Source organism: Anaerotruncus massiliensis (ex Togo et al. 2026) (genome assembly GCF_030825285.1).
In the GTDB taxonomy this organism is placed as follows: Bacteria; Bacillota; Clostridia; order Oscillospirales; family Ruminococcaceae; genus Anaerotruncus; species Anaerotruncus massiliensis.
The window spans coordinates 1-23,564 of sequence record NZ_JAPJQF010000040.1 but is presented as its reverse complement, the minus strand read 5'-3'; the positions used below and the strand labels follow the sequence as shown (position 1 = coordinate 23,564).

The window sequence follows — 23,564 nt, the reverse complement described above, 5'->3', positions numbered from 1 at the left end:
CTTCTTCCGCCGACTTCTTGGGCGCGCAAGAAGTCGGCCCGCCCGCCGGGGCGGGACCCGGCAATCCCCGCCGCCGCAGGCGGCACATCTGGAGCGCCCCGAAGGGGTGCGGAAAAAACCCCGCCGGGCGCAGCGCGGCAAATCCAGGACCGCCGCCGGGGCGGGACCCGGCAATCCCCGCCGCCGAAGGCGGCTCATTCAGAGCGCCTCTATGAGGCGCGAAAAAGCCCTCCGGCCCTCGGGCGGAAAACCCAAGAAAGCCCAGGCTGGGGCGGACCCCGGCAATCCCCATCTGCGCCGCTCCCTGAGCGGCAAAAAAGGAGAAGATCATGCCACAGGTATCCCTGATCAAAACGGAAAGCTACGACCCTGCGGAGGTGGAGCGGGCGGTTGCCCGCCACTTTGAGCTGCTCGGAGTGGGGGCGTTTTCGCCCGACGCGCGGGTGACGGTCAAGCCGAACCTGATTATGCGCTGCCCGCCTGAACGCACCGCCACGACCCATCCGGCGGTGATCGAGGCGGTCGTCCGCCAGCTTCAGGCGCGCGGCGCGCGGCGGATCACGATCGCGGACAGCCCTGGCGGGCTCTACACCCCGCAGATTCTCTCCGCCGCCTATGAGGCGACGGGGATGGCGGCGGTGGCCGGACGCACGGGCGCTTCGCTCAACCTGTCGGCGGGCTCGCGGAACGTGCATGTCGCGGAGGGGGCCCTCTGCCGCGACTTCGACGTCATCGACCCGGTCGCGGACGCGGATTTCGTGGTCAACTGCTGCAAGCTCAAGACCCACTGCATGACCACCCTTTCCTGCGGGGTCAAGAACCTTTTCGGCTGTGTGCCGGGACTTTTGAAGCCCCAGCTCCACTACCGTTTCCCGGACGGGGAGCAGTTCGCGCGGATGCTCGTCGACCTCTCGTTGCTCGTGAAGCCGGGACTGACCGTCGCCGACGCGGTCGACGCGATGGAGGGGGACGGCCCCACCGGCGGCAGGCGGCGGCATGTGGGACTGACCGCCGCCGCGAGATACGACGGCCTCTACGCGCTCGACCTCGTATTGGCGGGGCTGATCGGGCTCGGCCCCGACCGGGTGCCCATGCTCGCGGAAGCGGTGCGGCGCGGCCTCTGCCCGGACGGCGTCTCCGGCGTGGAACTGCTCGGGGACCCGCTGCCGCCGGTGATCGAGGATTTCCTCATGCCCGCGAGCAAAAAGCTCAATTTCAGCGGGAGCCTGCCGGGGCCGCTTGCAAAGGCGGTCGACTGGCTGGAGCCGCGCCTTGCCCCGCGTCCGAAGGTGCGGGAACGGGACTGCGTCGGCTGCGGCAGGTGCGCCGAGAGCTGCCCGGCAAAGACGATCGCGGTGACGGGCGGCAAGGCGAAGATCGGCTACGCAAAATGCATCCGCTGCTTCTGCTGCCACGAGATGTGCCCGGTCAGGGCGATCGATATCCGGTCGGTGCCCGTCTTCCGGTTTTTGAGCAAGGGCCGCTGAAGGGGTTCCCAAAAAGAGGAAGAGTGTGTTACAATAGAAAAAACGGCAGGTGATGGCGATGAAGAAAACGGTGATTGTCGACGCGCCCGGTAAGGTGAACCTTGCCTTGGACGTCACGGGGAAACGCCCCGACGGCTACCACACGATCGATACGATCATGCAGGCGGTCGACCTGTGCGATACGGTGACGATCTCCCGCATGTCCGGGAAGGGCATCTACATATCCTGCGACCGGCAGATGATCCCCTGCGACGAGACGAACTACGCCCACATCGCGGCACGGAAGTTTTTTGAGCGGTTCGGCCAGCCGGACACGGCCATCTCGATCGATATTCAAAAGCGGATTCCGGTGCAGGCGGGCCTCGCGGGGGGCAGCGCGGACGCGGCCGGGGTGCTTGTGGGGCTCAACGCCCTCTTCGGGACGGGCGCGGACCGCGGGACCCTCTGTGAAATCGGCGTGCAGGTGGGCGCGGACGTGCCCTTCTGCATCGTGGGCGGCACCCGGCGCGCGCGGGGGATCGGCAACGAGTTCACCCCGCTGCCGCCCCTGCCCGCCTGCCATATCCTCATTGCCAAGCCCGGCCCGGGGATGTCCACCCCCGAGAGCTACCGCCGCTACGACGAGCGCGGCGTGAAGCGCCGCCCCGATATGCCCGCGCTGCTCCGCCAGCTCGAGGCGGGGGAGCTCAGGGCGTTTGCCCGGGGGATGGTCAACGTCCTCGAAGAGGTCGCCGACCTGCCTGAGATCCCCTTCCTGCGGGAGCGGATGTGCGAGGCGGGCGCGCTCGGCGCGCTGATGAGCGGGAGCGGCTCGGCGGTGTTCGGCATCTTCGAGGACCGCGGCCCCGCCAAGCACTGCATGCGCCGGCTCTATTCCCACGCGGAAGCGGTTTTCCTCTCCCGCGCGGTCACCTACGGGGCGGTCGTCCTCGATTTGTTGGACCGGGAGCCCTGAAACCGAAAAGCCGCCTGACAAGGCGGCTTTTTTCGCGGGAAAACGGTTTGCGGCGTTTTAGAGGGTTCGGGCGCGCCGGGACGCGGCCGGTTTTGTGCGCAAAATTTCATCGGAATTTCAGCGTTTCTTCACACCGTGTCGAAAAAAGGCACACACAGGCGCGGTATGCTCTTCTTGCCGGCAGGGAAAGCCGCCGGCTTTTCAGAGGTTTTCCTCCACTGCGCCGGGGCGCAGAAAAATCAGTTTTTTCCAATCCCTCCAGCGAAAGGGCCGCCGCGAACCGGCGGCCCTTTCGCTGTCACGCCGGAAAAATGTGTGGGAAATTTCACCGCGATTTCAGGAAAAAAACACAGTGGTTACAAACCGGTAACACAAACGGGACGTACAATCTTTCCAGTGGATGCGGATGGACGCGTCCCGATCAAAACCGATTTTTTAAGGAGGACAAACCAACATGAAAAAAGCGCTATCCCTCTTTCTTTCCGCGGTGCTCGTCCTGAGCGCCGCCTCGGTCGCGGCGTTCGCGGCGGACAGCTTCTCCCTCGACAAAGCCTATGATTCCGACGGCTACTATTCCGAGGACGTCGGAGAAAGCGGCAACGGCGACATCACCGTCAGCGGCTCCTTCGCGATCGACGGTACGCTGGCGGTCTCGATCCCCGACCGCGTGGCCCCCGGCTCCACCTTCTATATCCCGCTCTTTGAGGACCCGACCGACAATGTGGGCGGCGTCGTGTACGAGGATATCACCAACACCGACTATTTCAAATTCAAGCTCGACAAGGACACCAACTCCAAGCTGATCAGCTCGATCACCGTCGTTACCGATAAGCGGCTGGCGGGCAGCGCGCGCACCTCCTACCTGAAGGTCGTGCTCAACGACATGACCGACACCGACGAGATGAAGACGGACGGCACGATCACCTTCAAGGCGAAGGCCGACCTCTCGAGCTACAGCGGCAAGAGCAGCAAGCCCTCCTCCTACGTGGACGACTCGACCGACACCTGGGAGTCGGGCGACACCGTCACGATTGACTACACCTTCTGGGTCAGCAACGAGAAGGCCACAAACGACGACAACCCGGACGTCGGCGACCGCGTCTACATGGACCCCGACGCGAACGACACCAACACCCTGATCTGGGGCGACGACCGCGCGGCCCTCAAATTTGACGCGGACGACGACGCCTCCAAGTTCTACGCGCGCCTGTCCACCTCCAACATGAGCGACGTCTACGCCGAGTACGGCGACCCCGTCGACGCCGACCTGTGGTTCTACAACTTTGTCGGCAGCCCGACCGTCCCGGCGACCTCCAAGGCGACCCTGACGCTGGGCATCCCGTGGGATGACGACGACGATTACACCCCCGACCCGGAGAACTGCTACATCTACACGCTGGATTCCGACGGCTACCTGACCGACGTGACCGCCTCCTTCACCTACTCGGAGGACGATCAGGAGATCCCGGGCTGGTCGATCCGTACCCGCCAGCTGGGCACCTACATCGTCTCGGACACCGAGCTCGACGTCTATGCCTCTGACGACGGGGACGTTGAGGACGTGGAAGACGACGCCACCGCCGACTCCACCGTCAGCGACGGCAAGGACATCCCGAACACCGGCTCGAGCGACATGGTGAACGTCGCGGTGCTGGCCGCCGTCCTGTCCCTCTCCGCCGCGGGCGCGGTCGCCTTCCGCAAGGCCGCGAAATAAATTTGCCACCCCTAACATCTCTCTCATCATCCTGAAAAGGGCCGCCGGTTTTCCGGCGGCCCTTTTCCCCACGCGGCGCAAAAACGCCCCGCGAAAAGGCGGGGCGTTTTGATATCCGGGCGGGGAACGCCCGCCTGTCAGTTTTTGAGGCTCTGGAGCGGCGCGGGGATGCGCCCGCCGCGGTTGATGAAACGGGCGGGGGAGAAGGTGTTGACCTTCATGATCGGCCCGCTGCCGAAAAGCCCGCCGAATTCGAGCTCCTCGCCCGCCTTGCGGCCGACGGCGGGGATGACGCGCACGGCGGTGGTCTTGGAGTTGACCATGCCGATGGCGGCCTCGTCCGCGATGATGGCGGCGATCACCTCGGCGGGGGTGTCGCCGGGGATGGCGATCATGTCGAGGCCGACCGAGCAGACGGCGGTCATCGCCTCGAGCTTTTCGATCGAGAGCGCGCCGCAGCGGGCCGCGTCGATCATGCCGGCGTCCTCCGAGACGGGGATGAACGCGCCCGACAGCCCGCCGACCGACGAGGAGGCCATGACGCCGCCCTTTTTGACCGCGTCGTTTAAGAGGGCGAGGGCGGCGGTGGTGCCGCAGCCGCCGCATTTCTCGATGCCGATCTCCTCGATGATGTGCGCGACCGAATCGCCCACGGCGGGGGTCGGCGCGAGGGAGAGGTCGACGATGCCGAACGGCACACCGAGCCGGCGGCTCGCTTCGGTGCCGATGAGCTGGCCCATGCGGGTGATCTTGAAGGCGGTCTTTTTGATGAGCTCGGCCACGCCGGTGATGTCGAGGTCGTCGGGGGCGGCGGCCAGCGCGGCGCGCACGACGCCGGGGCCGGAGACGCCCACGTTGATGACGCAGTCGGGCTCGCCCGCGCCGTGGAAGGCGCCCGCCATGAAGGGGTTATCCTCCGGCGCGTTGCAGAAGACGACGAGCTTCGCCGCGGCAAAGCAGTTGTTGTCGGCGGTGATCTCGGCGCAGCGCCGGACCACCCGGCCCATCATCCGCACCGCGTCGAGGTTGATGCCCGTCTTGGTGGAGCCGATGTTGACCGACGAGCAGACGTGGTCGGTGCGCTTGAGCGCCTCGGGGATGGCGTTGATCAGCGCCTCGTCCCCGGCGGCGAAGCCCTTGTGGACGAGGGCGGAAAAACCGCCGATGAAGTTGACCCCCACCTCGCAGGCGGCGCGCTCGAGAGCGAGCGCGTACTGCACCGGGTCGCCGCCGCTCGCGGCCGCGAGCATGGCGATGGGGGTGACGGAGATGCGCTTGTTGATGATGGGGACGCCGTACTCCATCTCGAGCGCCTCGCCCGTTTTGACGAGGTCGCGGGCGCAGCGGGTGATCTTTTGGTAGACCTTCTCACAGGAGCGGGAGAGGTCCCCGTCCGCGCAGTCGAGTAGGGAAATGCCCATCGTGATGGTGCGGATGTCCAGGTTCTGGTCCTGGATCATGTGGATCGTCTCAAGGACGTCGCTGGTGTTGATCATAGCAGTGGTTCTCCTTCGTCGATGGCCCCGAAGCGCCTTAAATTCTGTGCATCGAGTTGAAGACGTCCTCGTGCATGACGTGGATCGAAAGGCCGGATTCCTCGCCGAGGCGGTTCATCTGGTAGACAAGCTCGGACATCTCGCAGTTGACCTCGGAGATGTCGATCATCATGATCATGCAGAAGAGGTCCTGCAGGACGGTCTGGGTGACCTCGATGATGTTGGCGTTGGATTCGGCGCATTGGTTGGCGACTTTGGAAAGGATGCCCACATGGTCCTTGCCGATGACGGTTAAAACAGCACGCATATCGTCGTACCTCCCAAAAATCTCCCGGGCGTGCCCGGAGCTTTTAAACGATAAGATAGTATAGCACAGAATTTACAAAAATGCTATACTAATTCGGGCATTTGTGCTATACTATCTTAATTAAAATGTTTTTACGATCATCCGGCCCGGGGAAGGGCTGCGACGGAAGCGAGGGGATTTCATGTTCATCAATCTATTCGACAGCCACACCCATTCGGACAACTCGAACGACGGCCACCACTCAATCATGTTCATGTGCGAAAAGGCGGTGGAAAAGGATATTTCCGGCATCTGCGTCACCGACCACTGCGAGCTGCGCACCTGGGCGCAGGAAAAGTACGAGCTGCGCATCCGGCAGTCGGTGTTCGAGGCGGCCAAGGCGCGCCGGGTCTTCAACGGCAAGCTGGCCGTCATGGCGGGCGTCGAGCTGGGCGATGTGCTCTATGACCCGGCGCTGACCGACAAGGTGCTCGCCTCCTTCAAGTTCGACATGGTGATGGTCTCCCAGCACAACACGGTGCAGGGGGAGGACATCTACTACTGCGACTTCGGCGACTGGAGCCCCCGGGACATCGACCGCTACCTCGACTGGTACTTCCGCTACCTGCTCGACGTGGCGAAGCTCGACAAGTTCGACGTGCTCGGCCACCTGACCTACCCGGTGCGCTACATCACCGGCGAGCACAAGATCCCGGTCAACCTCTCCCGGTACGACGACATCATCGACGCGATTTTGAAGACGACCGCGCGCAACGGCCGCGCCATCGAGATCAACACCTCCGGCCTCTGGCAGAAGCTCGGGGACACGATGCCGCCGCTCAAGTACGTCAAGCGCTACCGCGAGCTGGGCGGCGAATACATCACCCTCGGCTCCGACGCGCACGCGGCGGACCGGATCGGCGACGGGATCGCCGCGGGCATGCAGATGCTGATCGACGCGGGCTTTACGGCCTTCACGTTTTATAAGGAGCGCCAGCCGCTTCCCTTTAAAATCATCTGACAAAGGAGTTGGGTACCATGCTGGACACCGAAAAATTGCTGAAACTGATCGCGGAGGACGCGAAGCTGACCAACGCGCAGCTGGCGGCGATGCTGGGCGCGCGGGAAGAGGAGGTCGCGTCCGCGGTCGCCTCGCTCGAAAAGGAAGGCATCATCAAGGGCTACAAGGCGCTGATCGACTGGGACAAGACCGACCGCAACCTCGTGTCCGCGCGCATCGAGATCAAGGTGATCCCCAAGGGCAGCATGGGCTTTGAGGAGATCGCCTACACGATCTCCCAGTTCCGCGAGGTGGAGACCTGCTACCTGATGAGCGGCGGCTACGACCTGGCGCTCACGATCAGCGGCAAGACCTTCAAGGACATCGCCCTCTTCGTGGCGCATCGGCTCGCGCCGCTCGAACCCGTCCAGTCGACGAGCACCCACTTTGTGCTGAAAAAGTATAAGGAGCGCGGGCTGCTCATGGTCGACGACGTCAAGGACGAGAGGGAGGTAACCTCCCTGTGATGGACTACGACAAAATCCTGTCCCGCCGCGCCGTCGCGCTGAAGCCGTCGGGCATCCGCCGCTTTTTCGACATCGCGGCCGAGATGGACGACGTGATCTCGCTGGGCGTGGGGGAACCGGACTTCAAGACCCCCTGGAGCATCCGGCGCGCGGGCATTGAGAGCCTCGAGCGCGGACACACCTGGTACACCGCGAATTCCGGACTCGCGCCCCTCAAAAAGGAGATCGCCAACTACCTGCGCCGCCGCTTCACCCTTGAGTACGACGCGAAGACGGAGGTGCTCGTCACGGTGGGCGGCTCGGAGGCGATCGACCTTGCCATCCGCACGCTGGTGAACCCGGGCGACGAGGTGCTCGTGGTGGAGCCCTCCTTCGTCTGCTACACCCCGATCACCGCGCTGACCGACGGCGTTCCGGTGCCGATCGCCACAAAGCCGGAGGACGGCTTCCGCCTGACGCCCGAGGCGCTGCGCGCCGCGATCACGCCGAAAACCAAGCTGCTCGTGCTGCCCTTCCCCAACAACCCCACGGGCGGGATCATGCGGCGGGAGCATCTGGAGGCGGTCGCCGAGGTGCTGCGCGGCACCGACATCATGGTGCTGTCCGACGAAATCTACGCCGAGCTCACCTACGGCGGCGAACGCCACGTGTCGTTCGCGGAGATCAACGGGATGAAGGAGCGCACGGTCATCGTCAACGGCTTTTCCAAGAGCTACGCGATGACCGGCTGGCGGCTCGGCTACGCGGTGGGCCCGGCCCCCGTGATCGCCCAGATGACCAAGGTGCACCAGTTCGCGATCATGTGCGCGCCCACGACGAGCCAGTACGCCGCCGTTGAGGCGCTCAAAAACTGCGACGGCGATATCGAGGAGATGCGCGATTCCTACGACATGCGCCGCCGCCTGCTGGTGGACGGGCTCAACCGGATGGGCCTGCGCTGCTTTGAGCCGGAGGGCGCATTCTACGTCTTCCCGAGCATCCGGGAGACCGGCATGGCAAGCGGCGAATTCTGCGAAAAGCTGCTGGCCGCCGAGCATGTGGCGGTCATCCCCGGCGACGCGTTCGGCGAGAGCGGGGAGGGCTTCGTGCGCATTTCCTACTCCTATTCGGTCAATCATTTACTGGAGGCGCTCAAACGGATCGAGCGGTTCCTCAAAACCCTGTAACCTAACCACATCTTCCGCCCGCTGTGGAGCGGGCGGAAGTTTCTTTTTGAAATTGGAGCGTGAGGACCATGCCGTTGGACGGCGTCTTTTTAAGCCAGCTCAAGCGGGAGATCGAGGACCGGATCGTCGGCGGACGGGTGGACAAGATCCACCAGCCCGCGCGCGAGACGATCGTCATCGCCATGCGCGCGCAGGCGGGCAACCACAAGCTGCTCGTCTCCGCGTCGGCCTCCAACCCGCGGCTGCATTTTACCACCCTGCCGCAGGACAACCCCAAATCCCCGCCGATGTTCTGCATGCTGATGCGCAAGCACCTGACCGGCGCGAAGCTCGTCAGCATCACCCAGGCAGGGCTCGACCGCGTGCTGCACCTGCATTTTGAAACGGCGAACGAGTTGGGCGACCGGGTCGTTTTGACGCTCGCCGTCGAGATCATGGGGCGGCACAGCAACATCATCCTCGTCGGGCCCGACGGGCGCGTCGTCGACGCGGTCAAGCGGGTGAGCGACGAGATGAGCAGCGTGCGCCCGGTGCTGCCCGGCATGGCGTATACCCATGTGCCGGCACAGGACCGGCTGAACATCTATACGGCGGCCCCGTCCGAAATCGTCGCGCGGCTGCGCGCGGGGAAGGACGCCGAGCTCTCCAAGGCGCTGCTCGGCGCGCTCGAAGGGATGAGCCCGCTCGTCTGCCGCGAGATCGCCCACAACGCGGCGCGCGGGGAGGAGACGCTCGTCTCCCAGCTGGACGGCGAACGGGAGACGCGGCTTAAATTCTACCTCGCCCAGCTCTCCGACCGGCTGAATTCCGGCGGCGCGCGACCGACAATGCTCGTCGACGGCACGGGAAAGCCCAAGGACTTCTCCTACCTCGACCTGAACCAGTACGGGCACGCCCTCGTCTGCCGGGAATACGACAGCTACAGCGCGCTGCTCGACAGCTTTTACAGCGAGCGGGACCGCATCGACCGGATGCATCAGCGGGGCGCGGACCTCCTGAAGCTGCTGGTTAACCTCAGCGACCGGACGGCGCGCAAGCTGGCCGCCCAGCGGGAGGAGCTGCGGGCGTCGACCGAGCGGGAGAAGCTGAAAATCTACGGCGACCTCATCAACTCGAACCTCTACGCGCTCGAAAAGGGGATGCCCTTCGCGGAGCTGGAAAACTATTACGAGGAGGGCGCGCCGAAGGTCAGGATTCCGCTTGACCCGATGCTGACCCCGAGCCAGAACGCCCAGCGCTACTACGCGCGCTACCGCAAGGCGGACACCGCCGAAAAGAAGCTGCGCGCGCTGATCGCGCAGGGGGAGGCGGAGCTCGGCTATTTCGACACGGTGTTCGACGAGCTGGCGCGCGCCTCGCTCGAGAGCGAGCTGAACGCCATCCGCGACGAGCTGGCCGGGCAGGGCTATCTCCGCCGCGCCCCCAGACGCGGCATGAAGGAGGAGAAGCTCCCGCCGCTCAAATACCGTTCGGACGACGGGTTCACCATCCTCTGCGGGCGCAACAACCTGCAAAACGACCGGCTCACCCTGAAGGACAGCCGCAACGGCGACCTCTGGCTGCACACCCAGAAGATCCCCGGCTCCCATGTGGTGGTCGTGACGGAGGGGAAAACGCCTCCCGACCGCACGATTGAACAGGCGGCGGTCATCGCGGCCTGCAATTCCAAGGCGCGGGAATCGGGCAAGGTGGCGGTCGACTACACCGAAATCCGCAACGTGCGCAAGCACCCGGCGGGCAAGCCGGGACTCGTGCTCTACGAGCCCTACCAGACTGCCGTGGTCGCGCCCGACCTCGAGCTGGCGGCGCGGCTTTTGCAGGGCCGGTAAAAGACGACAAAAAACGGACAGGCGGCTGCCTGTCCGTTTTTCATACCCAAAAGGGGAAACTTACTTCATGGAGTTCTCGTACGCTTCGATCATCTTTTTGACCATCTGGCCGCCGACAGAACCGGCTTCACGGGAGGTCAGGTCGCCGTTGTAACCCTGCTTGAGGTTGACGCCGACTTCGCGGGCAGCTTCCATCTTGAACTTATCGAGGGCTTCACGAGCCTGCGGGACAACAGGATTGTTGGAAGAATTGTTAGACATGTTAAAATACACTCCTTAAATTTTTCTGAAGAATGTTTCTTGCGTTTGCAGTAATAGTATGAGCGCGTGCGGAATGATTATAACTGCCAAATCCTGCGCGGCAATCCAGATTCCGCCGCTTTTTGCAGGAGGCGCGCCCCGGCCGGGGCCGCGGCCTTGCGCGCATATCCGCCCCCTGGGGCGGATATGCAAAAACAGACGCCATGCGTCTGTTTTTAAGGCCGCGGGCCGGGCGGGATGCGCCAGAGGGGCGCGGCGGCCAGCGGATTCTGCTTTCCCATAAGGCAGAAGATCGCGGCGGCGGCCAGCAGCTCGAACGGTTCGAGCTTTCCCGAGAAGGAGACGGGCAGTTCAAAGGGCTCCACCGGGGTCCCGTCAAAGGCGGTGAGCTGGCGCTGGAGGGAGATCACCGCGCTGTCCACCGTGAAGGAGGAGAGGGTGAGGGTGTCGGAGGTGCCGAGCCCGCAGGTGACGGCGAGGAGCCTGCGCCCGGCCACGGCGGAAAGCACCGCGGGGTCGGCGCTGTCGATGATCGCGACGGCGTTTTTGCAGGAGAACTCCCGCGGCAGCTCGCCCTTCCTGCGGACGATGAACGCGGCGTTTTCACACGCGATCTGGAAAAAGGCCCGCTGGGAGAGAAAGACGATATCGGGGCCGTCCCCTGAGAACGCGGCCCTGTCGGTATCCGCGCAGAGCATCGAAAGCGCGCCGCCTGTGCGCAGCAGCTCCCGCAGACGCCTGCCGGGGCCGCCCGCAGTGACGACCACCATCGGCACCACCCGCCAATCCACAAAATTTTGTATTCTGCGGATAGTTTCCCCTCGGGGGAAAAGAAAATCCCCCGCTGAGCGGGGGATTTAAAAAAACTTTACGGTGTTACGCCTCTTCGATCATCCGGACAAGCGCCTGTTTGGACTGGAGGCCGACCATGCGGGCCGCCTCCTCGCCGTTTTTGAAGAGGATGACGGTGGGGATGGACATGACGCCGTAGCGGGCCGCGAGATCGGGCTCCTCGTCGATATCCACCTTGCCGATGACGGCCTTGCCGTCCATCTCGTCGCCGAGCTGTTCGATGATGGGGCCGAGCATCTTGCAGGGTCCGCACCACGGCGCCCAAAAATCAACCAGCACGGGTCCGGCGGCGCCGAGCGCTTCGGTATCGAAGGTATCCTTTGAAAAATGAACCACAGACATCTATAAAGCCTCCCAGATTGTTTTCTTATCCCTATTATACACGGATCAAAAATCTCATCAAGTCTTTTGCGGACATTTTCCCCACGGGACGGTGTTTTTTTGAAAATGCCCTTCCGTCGTATCTTTCCCAATCCGTTCCCCGCCATGCACCAACATTTTTCCAAAAATATCGGCAGAGGACTTGACTTTTTCGAGATGTGCGATATAATATAAGTCGTGACTTGTGCATATTGCCCGATTGTGTAAAGGTAGCACGACAGACTCTGACTCTGTTTGTCTGGGTTCGAATCCTAGTCGGGCAGCCATCGAGGTGTGGCTCAGTTTGGTAGAGCGCTGCGTTCGGGACGCAGAGGCCGCAAGTTCAAGTCTTGTCACCTCGACCATCAAAAGACCGCCGACTTTTGTCGGCGGTCTTTTTCTATTTATGCGGAATGCTGTGGACATCATCCACAGATAAGAGACACAGAATGGAACAGCGGACCGCCCGCGTGCGTGGTCAGGACTCCTTTGCCATAGGGCCATCGACTCAAGCCTGAGCCGATGGCCTTTTTTATTAAAAAGTAAGCGGCACGGAGCAGGTTTGCTTTCGGCCGCTTTTTTGGTTATCGCATGGCCTTATAAGCCTGAATCCTGGAAATTGTCAAGACAAAATTTCGCCCGCTAGACCGGATAATTGGACGGGCGGACTGATACAATGAAAGCATATAGAACGTATGTTTCTTAAAAAGCGAACTTTTAAAAAGAGGCGGCTTAGGAGGGGGTGAAGAGAGAAAAGCAATTTCAGGGTGGGATGGCGGGTTTCTATAAACAATACAGCATAAAGGGAGGAAATTTCATGTCAAGCACAAACAAACTGCCAAATTCGGATTTAAACCAATGGGTGGCAAGCGATCGGCCGGTGATGGAGGATTTCAACCGCGACAACGAGATTATCGACGGGCTTGTGGGACACCTCAAAAAGACACCCTATGTCGGCGCGGACGGCTACTGGTATGTGTGGGACACCGACGTCGCCGAGTACGTCAAGAGTGAAACCAAAGCGCGCGGTGAAATCGGCCCGCAGGGCCCGAAGGGAGAACAGGGGCCGCGGGGCCCGAAGGGCGATACCGGCGTAAAGGGAGACACCGGCGCGGGGTTCCGGGTGCTGGGGCTCTTTGAGACGGCGGCGGCGCTTACCGGAGCGCACCCAGTCGGTACGGCAGGCGACGCCTATGCGGTTGGGACCGCGGCGGACAACCGCATCTATATCTGGTCTGACGAAAACGTGTGGAAGGACATCGGCGTATTGCAGGGCCCGCAGGGCTTGCAGGGTGAACAGGGCCCGCAGGGTGTTGCCGGACCTCAGGGTGCGATCGGTCCGACTGGTGAACCGGGGCCGAAAGGCGAACAAGGTGTTCAGGGGCCGACTGGACCGCAGGGCCCCAAAGGGGACCCCGCCGCAATCAATGGGAAAACGCCTGATGCGGGCGGCACGATCTCCCTGACGGCGGATGACATCCCGGAGACCGATGGGCGCAAGTTCGTGAGTCCAGGAGAAAAAAACGACTGGAATGGGAAGGCCAGTACCACCCTTTTTACAGGGCTGCTGTCCCATGTACCGTCGGACTGGTTAGGCGATACTCCCCCGTACACCCAGGATGTTCCGATTCAGGGTATCGTTGAGGGAATGACGCCTATTGCGGATATTATCCTGTCGGCGGATCCCGAGACAGCCCGTTCTGAGGAGGCGTCGTGGGCACTGGTTTCCAGCATTACCACTGGGGACGGAATAATTAAAGTGCGTTGTTTGGATGATAGGCCAAGTGTACCGCTTAACATTCAGCTGAAGGTGGTGGAATAGATGGGTCAGTGCTTTATTGTGCGCCGCGGAGGTTTTAATGAAAAAAGAAAAACGCCGGATAATTGGGTGTTCCATCAGGCATATACAACGGACGGTACTTTCATCGTGTTTGAGAGCGGCTGGTACCGGATTTTTGCAGTAGGCAAAAGTGGAGACGGAGCGAGTGGTTCCGGCGCTCATGGTGGAGGTAGCGGAGGGACAGGAGGAATTGCCTGCTCGTTACTGTATTTAAAGGCAGATGAAGAAGTACCGATCACGGTAAATGATGCTCTCAGTTCCTTCGGGTCCTACTTATCGGCAACGGCGGGAACGACCCCGACGGGGCAAAGTGGAGGAATTGCCGGTGTTGCTGAAGGAGGAAACGTCTCCAATGAGAGTGGTTATGCCGGAACCTCCGGTGGCACAGGGAGAAGTTCGGCGAGCGGTGATAATGGAAGTGATGGCTTAAACGGTGGTGCAAAAGGCGGAAATTGCGGCGGCAATTATATCAGCAATCGTCCCCATGCAGGCGGCGGTGCGGGCGGTTCGAGATTGCCTGCTTTGAACTGCCCATACGTCTCCGAACCTTACACGGCTACATTCAGCGGGGGATCCGGCGGGTATGCTGGTGATACGCACGGTTCAGCAGGTGCAGATGCAAGTGCTTATCCGGAGTTTATTGTTGGCCCAGCGATGGTCCTTTATGGAAGCGGAAGCGGGGGCGGCGGAAGATCATATAACAACGACGCGTCCGGAAACGGGGGTGCCCGATCGAAAGGCACTCCAGGTGTGGTCATTATAGAAAAAGGGGTAAATTAAATTTAGATTTAAAGGGGGACAAAAATGGCAAGTACAAATAAATTCCCGAACACCGGTCTAAACCAGTGGGTCGAGACCGACAAACCCGATATGGCCGACTTTAATCGCGATAACCAGTTGCTGGACGCGATGGTGGGCCATCTGACCAGGACGCCTTACATCGGTGCGGACGGCTACTGGTATATCTGGGATCAGAAGCTGAAGGATTACTCCAGATCCAACCAGCGGGCGCAGGGAGAAACCGGCCCGCAGGGGATCAAGGGGCCCGCCGGCCCGGAAGGCCCACAGGGGGAACCGGGCGCGGGGCTGAAGATCCTCGGGCTGTTCGCTGCCGTGGAGGCGCTTTCACAGGCCCACGTCACAGGCGGCAGCGGTGAAGCATATGCGGTGGGGACTGCCGCGGAAAATGAGATCTATATCTGGTCCGCGGACCAGAACGCATGGGTTAGCGTAGGCGCTTTGCAGGGGCCGCAGGGCCCACAGGGTGAAGCCGGTCCGCAGGGACCGGAAGGCAAAGCGGGCCCTCAGGGAGTTCAGGGAGTTCAAGGCCCGGTCGGACCTGCGGGCCCGCGAGGAGAAACAGGACCGCGCGGTGAAGCGGGCCCCCAGGGACCGAAAGGCGAACCGGGCGCATCTCAGATCGTTACGGTGACGCTCGGCGTGGCGGACTGGACGGAAGATCCGGATCAGGGTTGGTGGACACAGCCCGTTTCCGACAGCCGGATTGTTGACGGAACCGTCCTGGAAATGACCTTCCCAGCGGCATATCTGAATCAGCTCGAAGCAGACGGCAGCGTGATCATTCTGCGCAACAACGGTGGCGCCGCAACCGCATACGCATTGAAGGCTGCGCCCACCGCGGACCTTGTTGCACAGATTGAAATCAGAAAGGTGGATATGTAAATGGATACGTGGAGCAATTTTGTTGGGAGCCGGGGCGGAAACGGCGTAGGACATATGATGCAGCAGGTGAAACTTCCGCGCAGTACGCTGAGCGGGCAGTCCTCCAGTTTTATGCAGGAGCTGACCATGAACCTGACGGGATGGACCAGCTACGGCTACAATATGTCGCTGACTTGGGGTGATACCGTATATGTTCAGGTGAAGAACACGCTGTTAACGTATCATCGTAGCACCAAAACGCAAGGGGATAACATTCGTATGATGGGAAACTACGACGAAAACACTCGCTTTGTACAGATCATTGTCGATAAGCGAGCCTTCCTGCTCTCCGGATACACACTCTTCTTCAGCGTGTTGGATTTGGAGTCCGGTCAGGTCACTAAATTGAGCGCACCTCCTTATGGATTAAACAATTATTATAATCAGGCGGCGAATATCTTACCTGTCATGCGCTATGACCGCGCTTATAACAAGATTTATGCAGCGATTCCTATTCGGTACTATCCTAACAATACGGCTTTAAATGGCTACGAATTAGCTGTGTATGATGTGGCCTCCAATACTTGGACATTGCTCAATCGAAACCCGGATTTCTGCAAAGCATCAAATAATTCGGGGAAAGGCTGTTTAATCGACTTTAACGAGGATACAGTCAAATTTGTCAGCAATATGGGACGTTCTTCCGGAGCGCCTTGGAGCTTTACCACCTCCAGAAACGCGTCCCCCAGCGGAGGGGTTTTTAATACAACAGAAACGATCTATACGCAATTGCGCGGAAACACGGACGGCCATGGCTCCAGCGCAACAATCGTGCAGACCGATGACAAAGTATTCGGCCTGCAGGGGAGCAAGCTCTTTACCTTCGATCTGTTCACGGGAGAGACCAGCGATGAGAGCCTGTTTGGAGCGGTCCCGGTTTCCAACAGCGGGAACTATCCGGCCGTGCAGGCCTATGGATGCAACTACTGCGATGGAAAGATGTGGTACTGCGACGGCCAGCGGCTGTTCTCGTTGGATTACGACTTGACTGTAAAACCGGACGGCCCTCTGGTGTGGAAAATTTTTAAGGGGCAGAAATACAGCGCTCCGGACCCGATCACACTGCATAAGCCTGACGGCAGCACTTTGGAGATCACCGCCGGACAGCAGGAAGCGGCCGCCGACATTGAAATCCACATCGGCGAGTATGACAACAACCAGACGGACAAATATCTGCTGATCGAGAATTGAGGTAAAAAGAATGTATACATACTTTAAGTTTGATGGGACGCAGACGGTAAACGGCGCCGCTCCGGAAACGATCATTCAAGCCTTCGGATGGACAAAGGACAAGCCGCTTTGGTTCATTGAGGTGGACGGAGAAATCCGTTATAACCTGGTCGGCAGCGAAGACGATGTGAAGGCGTTCATCGGGGAAAGCGAAGCTCCGCGGGAATAGGGACAAGTTGACCGGGAGCCGTCCCCATGGACGGCTCCCCTTGAAAGGAGACAGAATATGAGCCCGCAAAAAACGGACGGATGCACCTGGGAACAATGCGCATTTACATGGAGCGAGCTTGCTTTATCGGGAAGGAGCTGGGCGGAACTGGAAGTCTGCCAGCCCCGTCCGGAACCGGACCCGGATGCGGGGTACACCTGGGAGGACATTGAAAAGGCAAAACTGGACTGGCAGATGCTGACGGACAAGCAGCCGACCTGGCAGGAATGGCAGGAGCTCATCCCCGGCGGCAACTGGGCGGATTCACTCACCGTATCCGTGGCAGAAGGAGAGGCACTCGTTTTGCAGGTCAACGCCCTGAACGCGCCCGCGGCGCAGGGAATCACCTTCGTCATCGTATACGATCCCGCCGCGGTATCCTGGGAGGGCTTCCCGCAGGAGGACGTCGGCCTCGCGGTGAACAAACCCCTGCTCCCGGAGACGGCCTCGCATGAAAACGGGGAGCTCAAGCTGCATCTCCCCATCGCGCCGGAAGAGCCGTGGACGGGAATCATCACCCTGCTGGGGTTCCACGCGAAAAAAGCCGGAGAACTGACCTTTGCCCTTAAAGGAGGGACATTATGACAACCTATGAAGACAACGGCAGCCTGAACATGGAGCTTACGGAGGAAACGGGCGCACAGGAAGCGGCCGTTCCAATGGCTGTGGCCGCAAGCGACCGCGCCGAATACATCGACGCGATCCCCCGCGAGTACGTGGAGGCGCCCTACCACATCGCCTATAAAGGCAACGAAACCGTTTCCCTCAACAGCGGCGCCCTGCAGCTCTCTTACACGGACGTCCACCTGCCGGGCTTAAACGGCTTCGACCTCGACGTGGTGCGGTCCTACGATTCCACCGCTTCGGGCGCCCAGTACGCCATCCCGGAAAAAACCAGCGGAAGCTGGTACGGCCAGGACGTCCGGCAATATACGGAGCTGCGCATGCGCTACATGTATTTCAAAAGCACGAGCGCAGTCGACGAACAGCGGGAGAGCAACGACTTCTCGAAAGACGATTACTATATTGAAAACTTGAAGGGTAAGCGCCTGAAAACCATCGCCCGCGCAAACGACCACTTCCTCAAGCTCTACGGCCTGGGAAACGGCTGGCGGTTCAATTTCCCCTCCATCGAATACAGCGCGCCCACAGAAATCATGGAGATTCAGGAAGGACTGCGCGGCACCATGTACCTGCACCTCGACGACGGGCGCTCCATCACCATCGCCCGCAACTATGACAAAGACGTCTGGGAGTTTGAGGACTACGAGGAAAAGGACATTACGTTCTCTTATTCGGCCAGCCAGACGGTGGTAACCCACCGGAACGGCCGCAAGGACGTTTTCTCCGGCACCGAGGAGGATATCCGGCTCCAGTATATGGAGGATAAGTTCGGAAACCGGATCTCCTTCGGCTACACGGGCGGCCGCCTGAGCCGGATCACCGACACCATGGGGCGTGTTCTCAATCTGAAAGAGACCGTCTCAGGCAATGCGAAGACCTTCTACTGGCAGCAGGAGGATACGGGGGATATCCTCTGCAAGTATACGGTGCAGGACAACCGGCTCATGGATGCGCGCGCCGTCATCAGGGAGGGCAGCGAGCGCGTCACGGCCTACGAGTACACCCCGAAGATCGGGAATACCCGGTTGTTCCTGAAGTCGAGCCAGTCGGCGGACGACGGCGTCGATATCACCTATCAACTCCTGACGGCTATCCGGCACCCCTCGGGCGCGCGGACGGAATATACCTATCAGGGGATCAGCCGTGATCTTCCGAGCTGCATGCACGGCACGGTCTACAGCTTCGCGGTACAGGCGCGCAGGGATTTCCCGGACCCGGCCGACCGGAACGCCGCAATACACGAGGAAACATACAGCTTTGCGGTGGGCGAACTGGACCTGACGGATAAACAGGTCAAGAAGGTTGGCAGGAACGGCTTCGGGGCCGATTATACCAAGACCGCGACGGTGGAATACCTCAAGGGCGGCGTTGCCGAAAAAAGGGTGGTCAGCAGCTTTGAAAGCAAGCACGGCATGCTTTCCACGGAGGAGACCTACCACATCATCTCCGGTGCGGCCAGACTCGTGGGCAGGCGGGAGATCAGGTACGAATTTGAAAACCGCGGCAAGCGCAAGTTGCCCGTCTCGGAGACGGATACGGTTTACGATCCGCAGGGCGGCGGCGCCCGGAGCAAGACGATGACCTGGGCCTACGACTCTAAGGACAATGTCACCGCATATACGGAGAACTATCCGCAGGACGCCGCCAACAACCAGAACGTCTCCTCGACCTACGATCTCTCCTACAGCCTCATGACCGGGAGGGTTACGACGAACACCTCCGGCACGATCCGGGAGGCGTACACGCTTACAAGCGACAAAAAGCTCGCGGCCGAGAAGCGGGTCTATGACGGCGACGTTCTCAAGGAGCGCGCCGCCTATGAATATGACGGACAGAATCGTCTGATCCGGGAGAAACGGTATTACGGCGACCCGCTGGATACCACGGAGGACTGCGCCGTCACCGAGTACGTCTACGGCCCCTACTCCCCCGAGCCCATCGAGGTACGGCTCCTCGGCGTGAAGGACGCAAACGGCAACCTGATCGCTCCCACGGATACTGCTGATGCGGCAGGCACCATCAAACAGACGGCAGCGTTCGATTGGTACGGCCGCCAGACCTCCGCGACGGACGGAAACGGCCATACCTCCACGGTGGAATACGACGGTCTCAGCCGCAAGGTGAAGGAAACGAACCCGGATGGGACCTTCCGCACCGCCGAATACGACGACGCCAACAATCGCATCACCACCGCGGACGAGGCGGGAAACCGTTCGCGGCTCCAGTATACGCCGCTCGGCCAGATCGAACGGGAGTCCCTGCTGGACGGGGAGATGGAGATTCCCGTTGCCTCGTTTACATACGACCATCTGGAGCGCCTGACGGAACAGACGGCATACGGCGGGGACGGCACGGTCAAGAACCGCACCGCGCAGGTCTACGATCTCTACGACAACGTGATCTCCAGGACGTTGACGGACGCGGCGGGCAAGGAGCTCTATAAAGAGACCGCCGTCTATGAACCCGTCGTGGAGAGCAGGTATTCCCGCGTGACCAAAACGGTCGACGGGGACGCCGCCGCGCCTTCCGTCGTCACGCAGACGACCAGCGACCAGCTCGGCCGTGTGGTGGAAGAGCGCGTGAAGGGGACGGCGGATTCCGTCGTCGTCCACGGCTATGATAAGCTGGGCAACAAAGTCTCCACGATCGATCCCAACGGGAACGTCTCGAGATGGGAATACGACCACGCGGGCCGTGTGACAAAGGAGACGAACGCGGCGGGCAAGTCATCCCTCACGGCCTACGACGCGCTCGGGAACAAGGTCTCCACGACCGATCCCAAGGGAAAAGCCACGCTGTTTCACTACGACGCGGCGGGACGCCTCATCCGGCAGGAAGCGCCGTTCGAGGGGGGCGCCCGCGCGGTTTCGCGGTACTTCTATGACGCTGCGGGCAACGTCCTCCGGCAGGAGGTGCTGTGCGGCGCGCCGGACGAACCGGAGGCGTGGCGGAAGACCGAATACCGCTACGACAATCGGGACCGCGTCACGGATACGATCCTCTTCGAGGCGGACGGGAGCGAAAACCGCACGCGGTACGAATACGACGCCGCGGGCAACAAGGTCGCGGTGTACACCGGCATGCTCGGCGATTCCCCGGACGGCGCGGCAAAGACCACCTGCGAATATAACCGCTTCGGCAAGGTCGTCAAAATGGTGGACCCGCGCAGCAACGCGCTGCCGGCGGACGATCCGCTCTACCTTGTGGAGACCTGCGTCTATGACGCGGTGGGACGGCTCGTGAGCAAGACGGACCGCAATAAGAACACGACCGTCTATGCCTATGACGCGCTGGACCGCGTCCTCTCCGAGACGGTGACGGTGGATGGCGTCCCTGAGAGCATCGCCCACGGCTATACCAAGACGAACCAGAAGCTGTCCGACTCGAACGGTACGCTGGCGGTGACCTACCGCTACGACGCGCGGGGCAGACTCGTGGAACAGGCGGAATCGGACGGCGTCGTCAAGAGCTTCGCCTACGACGCGGCGGGCAACCGCACAAGCTTTACCCTCACACGGAACGGCACGGCGGAAATCTCTCTCGGCTATACCTATGACAGCCTCAACCGGCTGGCGGAGGTGAAGAAGGGGGAGGCGGTGATCGCACGGTATGCCTACGACGACAACGGAAACCGGATCTCGCTGGAATACCCCGAGAGCGGCCTCACGACGGCGTATGCCTACAACGCCGCAAACCTCGTGATCTCGCTCGTCAACAGGCGCGGAGACACCGTCGTGTCCTCCTACAGGTATACCTATTATCTCGACGGCAACCAGAAGAGCAAGACAGAGGCGGACGGCAAGGTGACGGACTACGTCTATGACGGCATGGGCAGGCTCGCGCGGGAGAGCGAGGCGGAGGGCAATACGATTGTCTACGCCTACGACCGCTTCTCCAACCGCTCCAGCATGACGGTGACAGGCGGCGAGACCTACACGACCACCTATGGCTACCACCCGAACAACTGGCTGCTGACCGAGGAAAAGCGGGAGAAGGACACGGTGGAGACCTACCGTTACCGCTATGACGGCAACGGCAACCAGGTGTACCGGGAATGGAGCAGGACCGGTCCGGACGACGGGACGGTTCCGCGAGTGGGCTATGTGCCGAACGGCTTCCGCAGGGAACTTGCCACGCTGGAAATAAGAGGGTATAATGGATTTAACCAGATGGTATCCCTCTACGCGGACGGCGAGCGAACGGCCTATGCCTACCGGCCGGACGGGCTTCGCTGCGGCAAGACCTACGGGAGCGGCGCGGACGCGACGGGCGTCACCCACCTGTGGGACGGGCAGAACATCGTGGCGGAGATCGGCGCGACGGGAAATGTGGTGGCGAGGTATCTGCGCGGCGCAAACCTGATCGCCCGCGAGCAAGACGGCGCGCTCCAGTACTACCTCCACAACGCCCACGGGGACGTGGTGCAGCGGACGGACGCGCTGGGCAACCTGCTGAAGAACTACCGGTACGACGCCTTTGGCAACGAAGAGAATCCGGAGCCGCTGGATGTGAACCCCTTCCGCTACTGCGGGGAATACTTCGACCGTGAGACGGGCGGTTACTACCTGCGCGCGAGAAGCTACGACCCGAGGACCGGCAGGTTTACCGCCGAAGATTCAGCCAGGGCGGGCTTCAACTGGTACGCTTACGGAAACGGAAACCCGGTTGCCTATATGGATTTAACGGGCAATGCCGCATCGCCGGTGGAACTGCAGGCGCTGGGTCAGCAGTATGTAGAAGAGCAGTTCAACAAGTTAATGCAGTCGGTGCAAAACAAAATTGATTCCGCGCAATATGCTGTACGAAATGCGGTGGATCAGGTCATTCAAGGCGGCGTAAACTTTACGGCCAATGTTGAACAAACGAGATTCCAGGGGCTGGATCGGGTCGCGAGCCTGTTGACGCCGGACAAAATGGTTACGAATTATCTTTACAACAAACAATTGACCTATGATCCGTTGATCACGGATCAGGAGTCCGGGTCGGCGGCAGTGACGAGGATGGGCTACCGTGAGGGAAGCTACAACGGATGCGGATGGGTAGCCACCTATAACGCGCTTCGGCTTTTGGATGACCCGAAGGAGCCGGCAAACATTATTTTGCATTATGAGTCGACGGGAGGAACGGTGGCCAGAGGTGAGATGGGAGTCTATCCGCAGGCGGTGGAGTCTTACTTCGAGGATGCCGGATATGATGTCACCAACGCTTATTTCCCCAAAAATCTGGATGAAGCAATGGGGGACGCTACGGTGGGCATCCTGATGTATAAGTATTCAGGTTCGATGCAGATGCATTATGTGGCCATTGGCCGCGTAGATGGACAGCTCCAGGCTTATAACGACTCGGCGGATGATCCGTTCAAATCTATCGACGCTTGGCTTAAAAAGCACCGGAGAACAGCGATGTCCTTCATGACAATCAGAAAGAGGGAGAGAAAATGAAAAAACGGTTAGGTACATTAATTTTGGTCACGCTGATGATAACCAGTCTGCTGCCCGCTTGCGGTATCAGTACCAGAGGGACGTTGCCATACGGGGTATGGCAAAACAAAACGCTTGGACTTACGCTTAACATCACGGAACCGATAGCAATCAAGATTACACAACCGCCGATAGAAGCCATTGATCCTACAAAACCGATAGAATATGAGCGCAAAGTTTATACAGGGATTTATGTTATTGACGGAATGGAGACGGATATCCTCATTCTTTTTTCCAATCACGCAAAAGAATTTTATATTTATAATGCCGCTGAGTATCCTGCAGTCTACGACAAGGCATACTTTTTCGGGTCGTATCGATTTGATGATAAACAACTTCGTTACAAAGTCATAGGCTGGTGGGAAGAACAAACCGGCATACCGGAAATTATCTTTACAAAGATCGAGGACTATGAGGGCGGGGAATAACCCGTAAGGATATGGCCGGACCACAAGGTCCGGCCATATCTGCAGGAGCGGCGCGGACGCGACGGGCGTCACCCACCTGTGGGACGGGCAGAACATCGT

Annotated in this window: 20 protein-coding genes and 2 tRNA genes; 17 read left to right on the top strand and 5 right to left on the bottom strand. The window is 60.6% G+C overall.

What is annotated here, in order from left to right:
- Positions 1-329 precede the first annotated feature (329 nt).
- From RCI06_RS11015 to RCI06_RS11005, 3 genes are all read left to right on the top strand, one after another.
- On the top strand, positions 330-1,487 hold the full coding sequence (locus RCI06_RS11015) for a DUF362 domain-containing protein (protein WP_276871019.1): 1,158 nt from the start codon (positions 330-332) through the stop codon (positions 1,485-1,487).
- A gap of 58 nt (positions 1,488-1,545) precedes the next feature.
- Entirely contained in the window at positions 1,546-2,442 is an 897-nt protein-coding gene (gene ispE, locus RCI06_RS11010) for a 4-(cytidine 5'-diphospho)-2-C-methyl-D-erythritol kinase (protein WP_172439165.1), read from the top strand.
- A 454-nt stretch (positions 2,443-2,896) separates the two neighbouring features.
- Complete coding sequence (locus tag RCI06_RS11005; RefSeq protein ID WP_306576106.1) at positions 2,897-4,156, top strand: hypothetical protein; 1,260 nt, start codon at positions 2,897-2,899, stop codon at positions 4,154-4,156.
- Positions 4,157-4,293: 137 nt separating this feature from the next.
- Here RCI06_RS11005 and RCI06_RS11000 read toward each other — a convergent pair whose 3' ends face one another.
- Positions 4,294-5,652, bottom strand: a complete 1,359-nt coding sequence (locus RCI06_RS11000) for a PFL family protein (protein WP_256152887.1) — start codon at positions 5,650-5,652, stop codon at positions 4,294-4,296.
- A 37-nt stretch (positions 5,653-5,689) separates the two neighbouring features.
- Positions 5,690-5,959 (bottom strand): ACT domain-containing protein, encoded by a 270-nt coding sequence (locus tag RCI06_RS10995; RefSeq protein WP_101549482.1) that lies wholly within the window; start codon positions 5,957-5,959, stop codon positions 5,690-5,692.
- Between the two features lie 181 nt (positions 5,960-6,140).
- Between RCI06_RS10995 and RCI06_RS10990 the strand changes: the two genes are divergently transcribed.
- From RCI06_RS10990 to RCI06_RS10975, 4 genes are all read left to right on the top strand, one after another.
- Positions 6,141-6,959 carry a histidinol-phosphatase HisJ family protein gene (locus tag RCI06_RS10990; protein WP_101549484.1) on the top strand — a complete coding sequence of 273 codons (819 nt, stop codon included), beginning with the start codon at positions 6,141-6,143 and terminating at the stop codon, positions 6,957-6,959.
- A 17-nt stretch (positions 6,960-6,976) separates the two neighbouring features.
- Positions 6,977-7,465, top strand: a complete 489-nt coding sequence (locus tag RCI06_RS10985) for an Lrp/AsnC family transcriptional regulator (protein WP_101549487.1) — start codon at positions 6,977-6,979, stop codon at positions 7,463-7,465.
- Positions 7,465-8,631, top strand: coding sequence for an aminotransferase class I/II-fold pyridoxal phosphate-dependent enzyme (locus RCI06_RS10980; protein ID WP_306576108.1), 1,167 nt, complete (start codon positions 7,465-7,467; stop codon positions 8,629-8,631). Before RCI06_RS10985 ends, RCI06_RS10980 begins: the two co-directional genes overlap by 1 nt.
- 68 nt (positions 8,632-8,699) lie before the next feature.
- Positions 8,700-10,460 (top strand): NFACT family protein, encoded by a 1,761-nt coding sequence (locus RCI06_RS10975; RefSeq protein ID WP_306576104.1) that lies wholly within the window; start codon positions 8,700-8,702, stop codon positions 10,458-10,460.
- Between the two features lie 60 nt (positions 10,461-10,520).
- On the opposite strand, the gene RCI06_RS10970 is transcribed toward RCI06_RS10975, so the two are convergent.
- From RCI06_RS10970 to trxA, 3 genes are all read right to left on the bottom strand, one after another.
- On the bottom strand, positions 10,521-10,721 hold the full coding sequence (locus RCI06_RS10970) for an alpha/beta-type small acid-soluble spore protein (protein WP_101549493.1): 201 nt from the start codon (positions 10,719-10,721) through the stop codon (positions 10,521-10,523).
- A 215-nt stretch (positions 10,722-10,936) separates the two neighbouring features.
- Positions 10,937-11,512, bottom strand: a complete 576-nt coding sequence (locus RCI06_RS10965; RefSeq protein ID WP_306576102.1) for a hypothetical protein — start codon at positions 11,510-11,512, stop codon at positions 10,937-10,939.
- Positions 11,513-11,597: 85 nt separating this feature from the next.
- On the bottom strand, positions 11,598-11,915 hold the full coding sequence (gene trxA, locus RCI06_RS10960; protein WP_101549497.1) for a thioredoxin: 318 nt from the start codon (positions 11,913-11,915) through the stop codon (positions 11,598-11,600).
- A 231-nt stretch (positions 11,916-12,146) separates the two neighbouring features.
- On the opposite strand from trxA, the gene RCI06_RS10955 reads away from it, so the two are divergent.
- The 10 genes from RCI06_RS10955 (at position 12,147) to RCI06_RS10910 (ending at position 23,465) form a co-directional block, all read left to right on the top strand.
- Positions 12,147-12,220, top strand: a tRNA-Gln gene (locus RCI06_RS10955).
- A gap of 1 nt (position 12,221) precedes the next feature.
- Positions 12,222-12,298: transfer RNA gene (locus RCI06_RS10950), tRNA-Pro, on the top strand.
- A gap of 377 nt (positions 12,299-12,675) precedes the next feature.
- Positions 12,676-13,755 (top strand): hypothetical protein, encoded by a 1,080-nt coding sequence (locus RCI06_RS10945; protein WP_306576100.1) that lies wholly within the window; start codon positions 12,676-12,678, stop codon positions 13,753-13,755.
- Complete coding sequence (locus RCI06_RS10940; RefSeq protein ID WP_306576098.1) at positions 13,756-14,553, top strand: hypothetical protein; 798 nt, start codon at positions 13,756-13,758, stop codon at positions 14,551-14,553.
- Between the two features lie 24 nt (positions 14,554-14,577).
- Complete coding sequence (locus RCI06_RS10935) at positions 14,578-15,456, top strand: hypothetical protein (protein ID WP_306576097.1); 879 nt, start codon at positions 14,578-14,580, stop codon at positions 15,454-15,456.
- Positions 15,457-16,686, top strand: a complete 1,230-nt coding sequence (locus tag RCI06_RS10930) for a hypothetical protein (protein ID WP_306576095.1) — start codon at positions 15,457-15,459, stop codon at positions 16,684-16,686. It abuts the gene before it with no gap.
- A 10-nt stretch (positions 16,687-16,696) separates the two neighbouring features.
- Positions 16,697-16,894, top strand: a complete 198-nt coding sequence (locus RCI06_RS10925) for a hypothetical protein (RefSeq protein ID WP_101549507.1) — start codon at positions 16,697-16,699, stop codon at positions 16,892-16,894.
- 57 nt (positions 16,895-16,951) lie between these two features.
- Complete coding sequence (locus tag RCI06_RS10920; RefSeq protein ID WP_306576093.1) at positions 16,952-17,518, top strand: hypothetical protein; 567 nt, start codon at positions 16,952-16,954, stop codon at positions 17,516-17,518.
- Complete coding sequence (locus RCI06_RS10915) at positions 17,515-22,998, top strand: RHS repeat-associated core domain-containing protein (protein WP_306576091.1); 5,484 nt, start codon at positions 17,515-17,517, stop codon at positions 22,996-22,998. Before RCI06_RS10920 ends, RCI06_RS10915 begins: the two co-directional genes overlap by 4 nt.
- Positions 22,995-23,465, top strand: a complete 471-nt coding sequence (locus RCI06_RS10910; RefSeq protein ID WP_306576089.1) for a hypothetical protein — start codon at positions 22,995-22,997, stop codon at positions 23,463-23,465. Before RCI06_RS10915 ends, RCI06_RS10910 begins: the two co-directional genes overlap by 4 nt.
- Positions 23,466-23,564: the final 99 nt, after the last annotated feature.

Bases quoted from the DNA above. Each gene is read 5' to 3' on its own strand.
- RCI06_RS10975 (WP_306576104.1), top strand. From the start codon at position 8,700: ATGCCGTTGGACGGCGTCTTTTTAAGCCAGCTCAAGCGGGAGATCGAG.
- RCI06_RS10915 (WP_306576091.1), top strand. From the start codon at position 17,515: ATGACAACCTATGAAGACAACGGCAGCCTGAACATGGAGCTTACGGAG.
- RCI06_RS10925 (WP_101549507.1), top strand. From the start codon at position 16,697: ATGTATACATACTTTAAGTTTGATGGGACGCAGACGGTAAACGGCGCC.
- RCI06_RS11015 (WP_276871019.1), top strand. From the start codon at position 330: ATGCCACAGGTATCCCTGATCAAAACGGAAAGCTACGACCCTGCGGAG.
- RCI06_RS11005 (WP_306576106.1), top strand. From the start codon at position 2,897: ATGAAAAAAGCGCTATCCCTCTTTCTTTCCGCGGTGCTCGTCCTGAGC.
- RCI06_RS10940 (WP_306576098.1), top strand. From the start codon at position 13,756: ATGGGTCAGTGCTTTATTGTGCGCCGCGGAGGTTTTAATGAAAAAAGA.
- RCI06_RS10970 (WP_101549493.1), bottom strand. From the start codon at position 10,721: ATGTCTAACAATTCTTCCAACAATCCTGTTGTCCCGCAGGCTCGTGAA.
- RCI06_RS10985 (WP_101549487.1), top strand. From the start codon at position 6,977: ATGCTGGACACCGAAAAATTGCTGAAACTGATCGCGGAGGACGCGAAG.
- RCI06_RS11000 (WP_256152887.1), bottom strand. From the start codon at position 5,652: ATGATCAACACCAGCGACGTCCTTGAGACGATCCACATGATCCAGGAC.
- RCI06_RS10910 (WP_306576089.1), top strand. From the start codon at position 22,995: ATGAAAAAACGGTTAGGTACATTAATTTTGGTCACGCTGATGATAACC.
- RCI06_RS10990 (WP_101549484.1), top strand. From the start codon at position 6,141: ATGTTCATCAATCTATTCGACAGCCACACCCATTCGGACAACTCGAAC.
- RCI06_RS10995 (WP_101549482.1), bottom strand. From the start codon at position 5,959: ATGCGTGCTGTTTTAACCGTCATCGGCAAGGACCATGTGGGCATCCTT.
- RCI06_RS10935 (WP_306576097.1), top strand. From the start codon at position 14,578: ATGGCAAGTACAAATAAATTCCCGAACACCGGTCTAAACCAGTGGGTC.
- RCI06_RS10980 (WP_306576108.1), top strand. From the start codon at position 7,465: ATGGACTACGACAAAATCCTGTCCCGCCGCGCCGTCGCGCTGAAGCCG.
- RCI06_RS10920 (WP_306576093.1), top strand. From the start codon at position 16,952: ATGAGCCCGCAAAAAACGGACGGATGCACCTGGGAACAATGCGCATTT.
- trxA (WP_101549497.1), bottom strand. From the start codon at position 11,915: ATGTCTGTGGTTCATTTTTCAAAGGATACCTTCGATACCGAAGCGCTC.
- ispE (WP_172439165.1), top strand. From the start codon at position 1,546: ATGAAGAAAACGGTGATTGTCGACGCGCCCGGTAAGGTGAACCTTGCC.
- RCI06_RS10930 (WP_306576095.1), top strand. From the start codon at position 15,457: ATGGATACGTGGAGCAATTTTGTTGGGAGCCGGGGCGGAAACGGCGTA.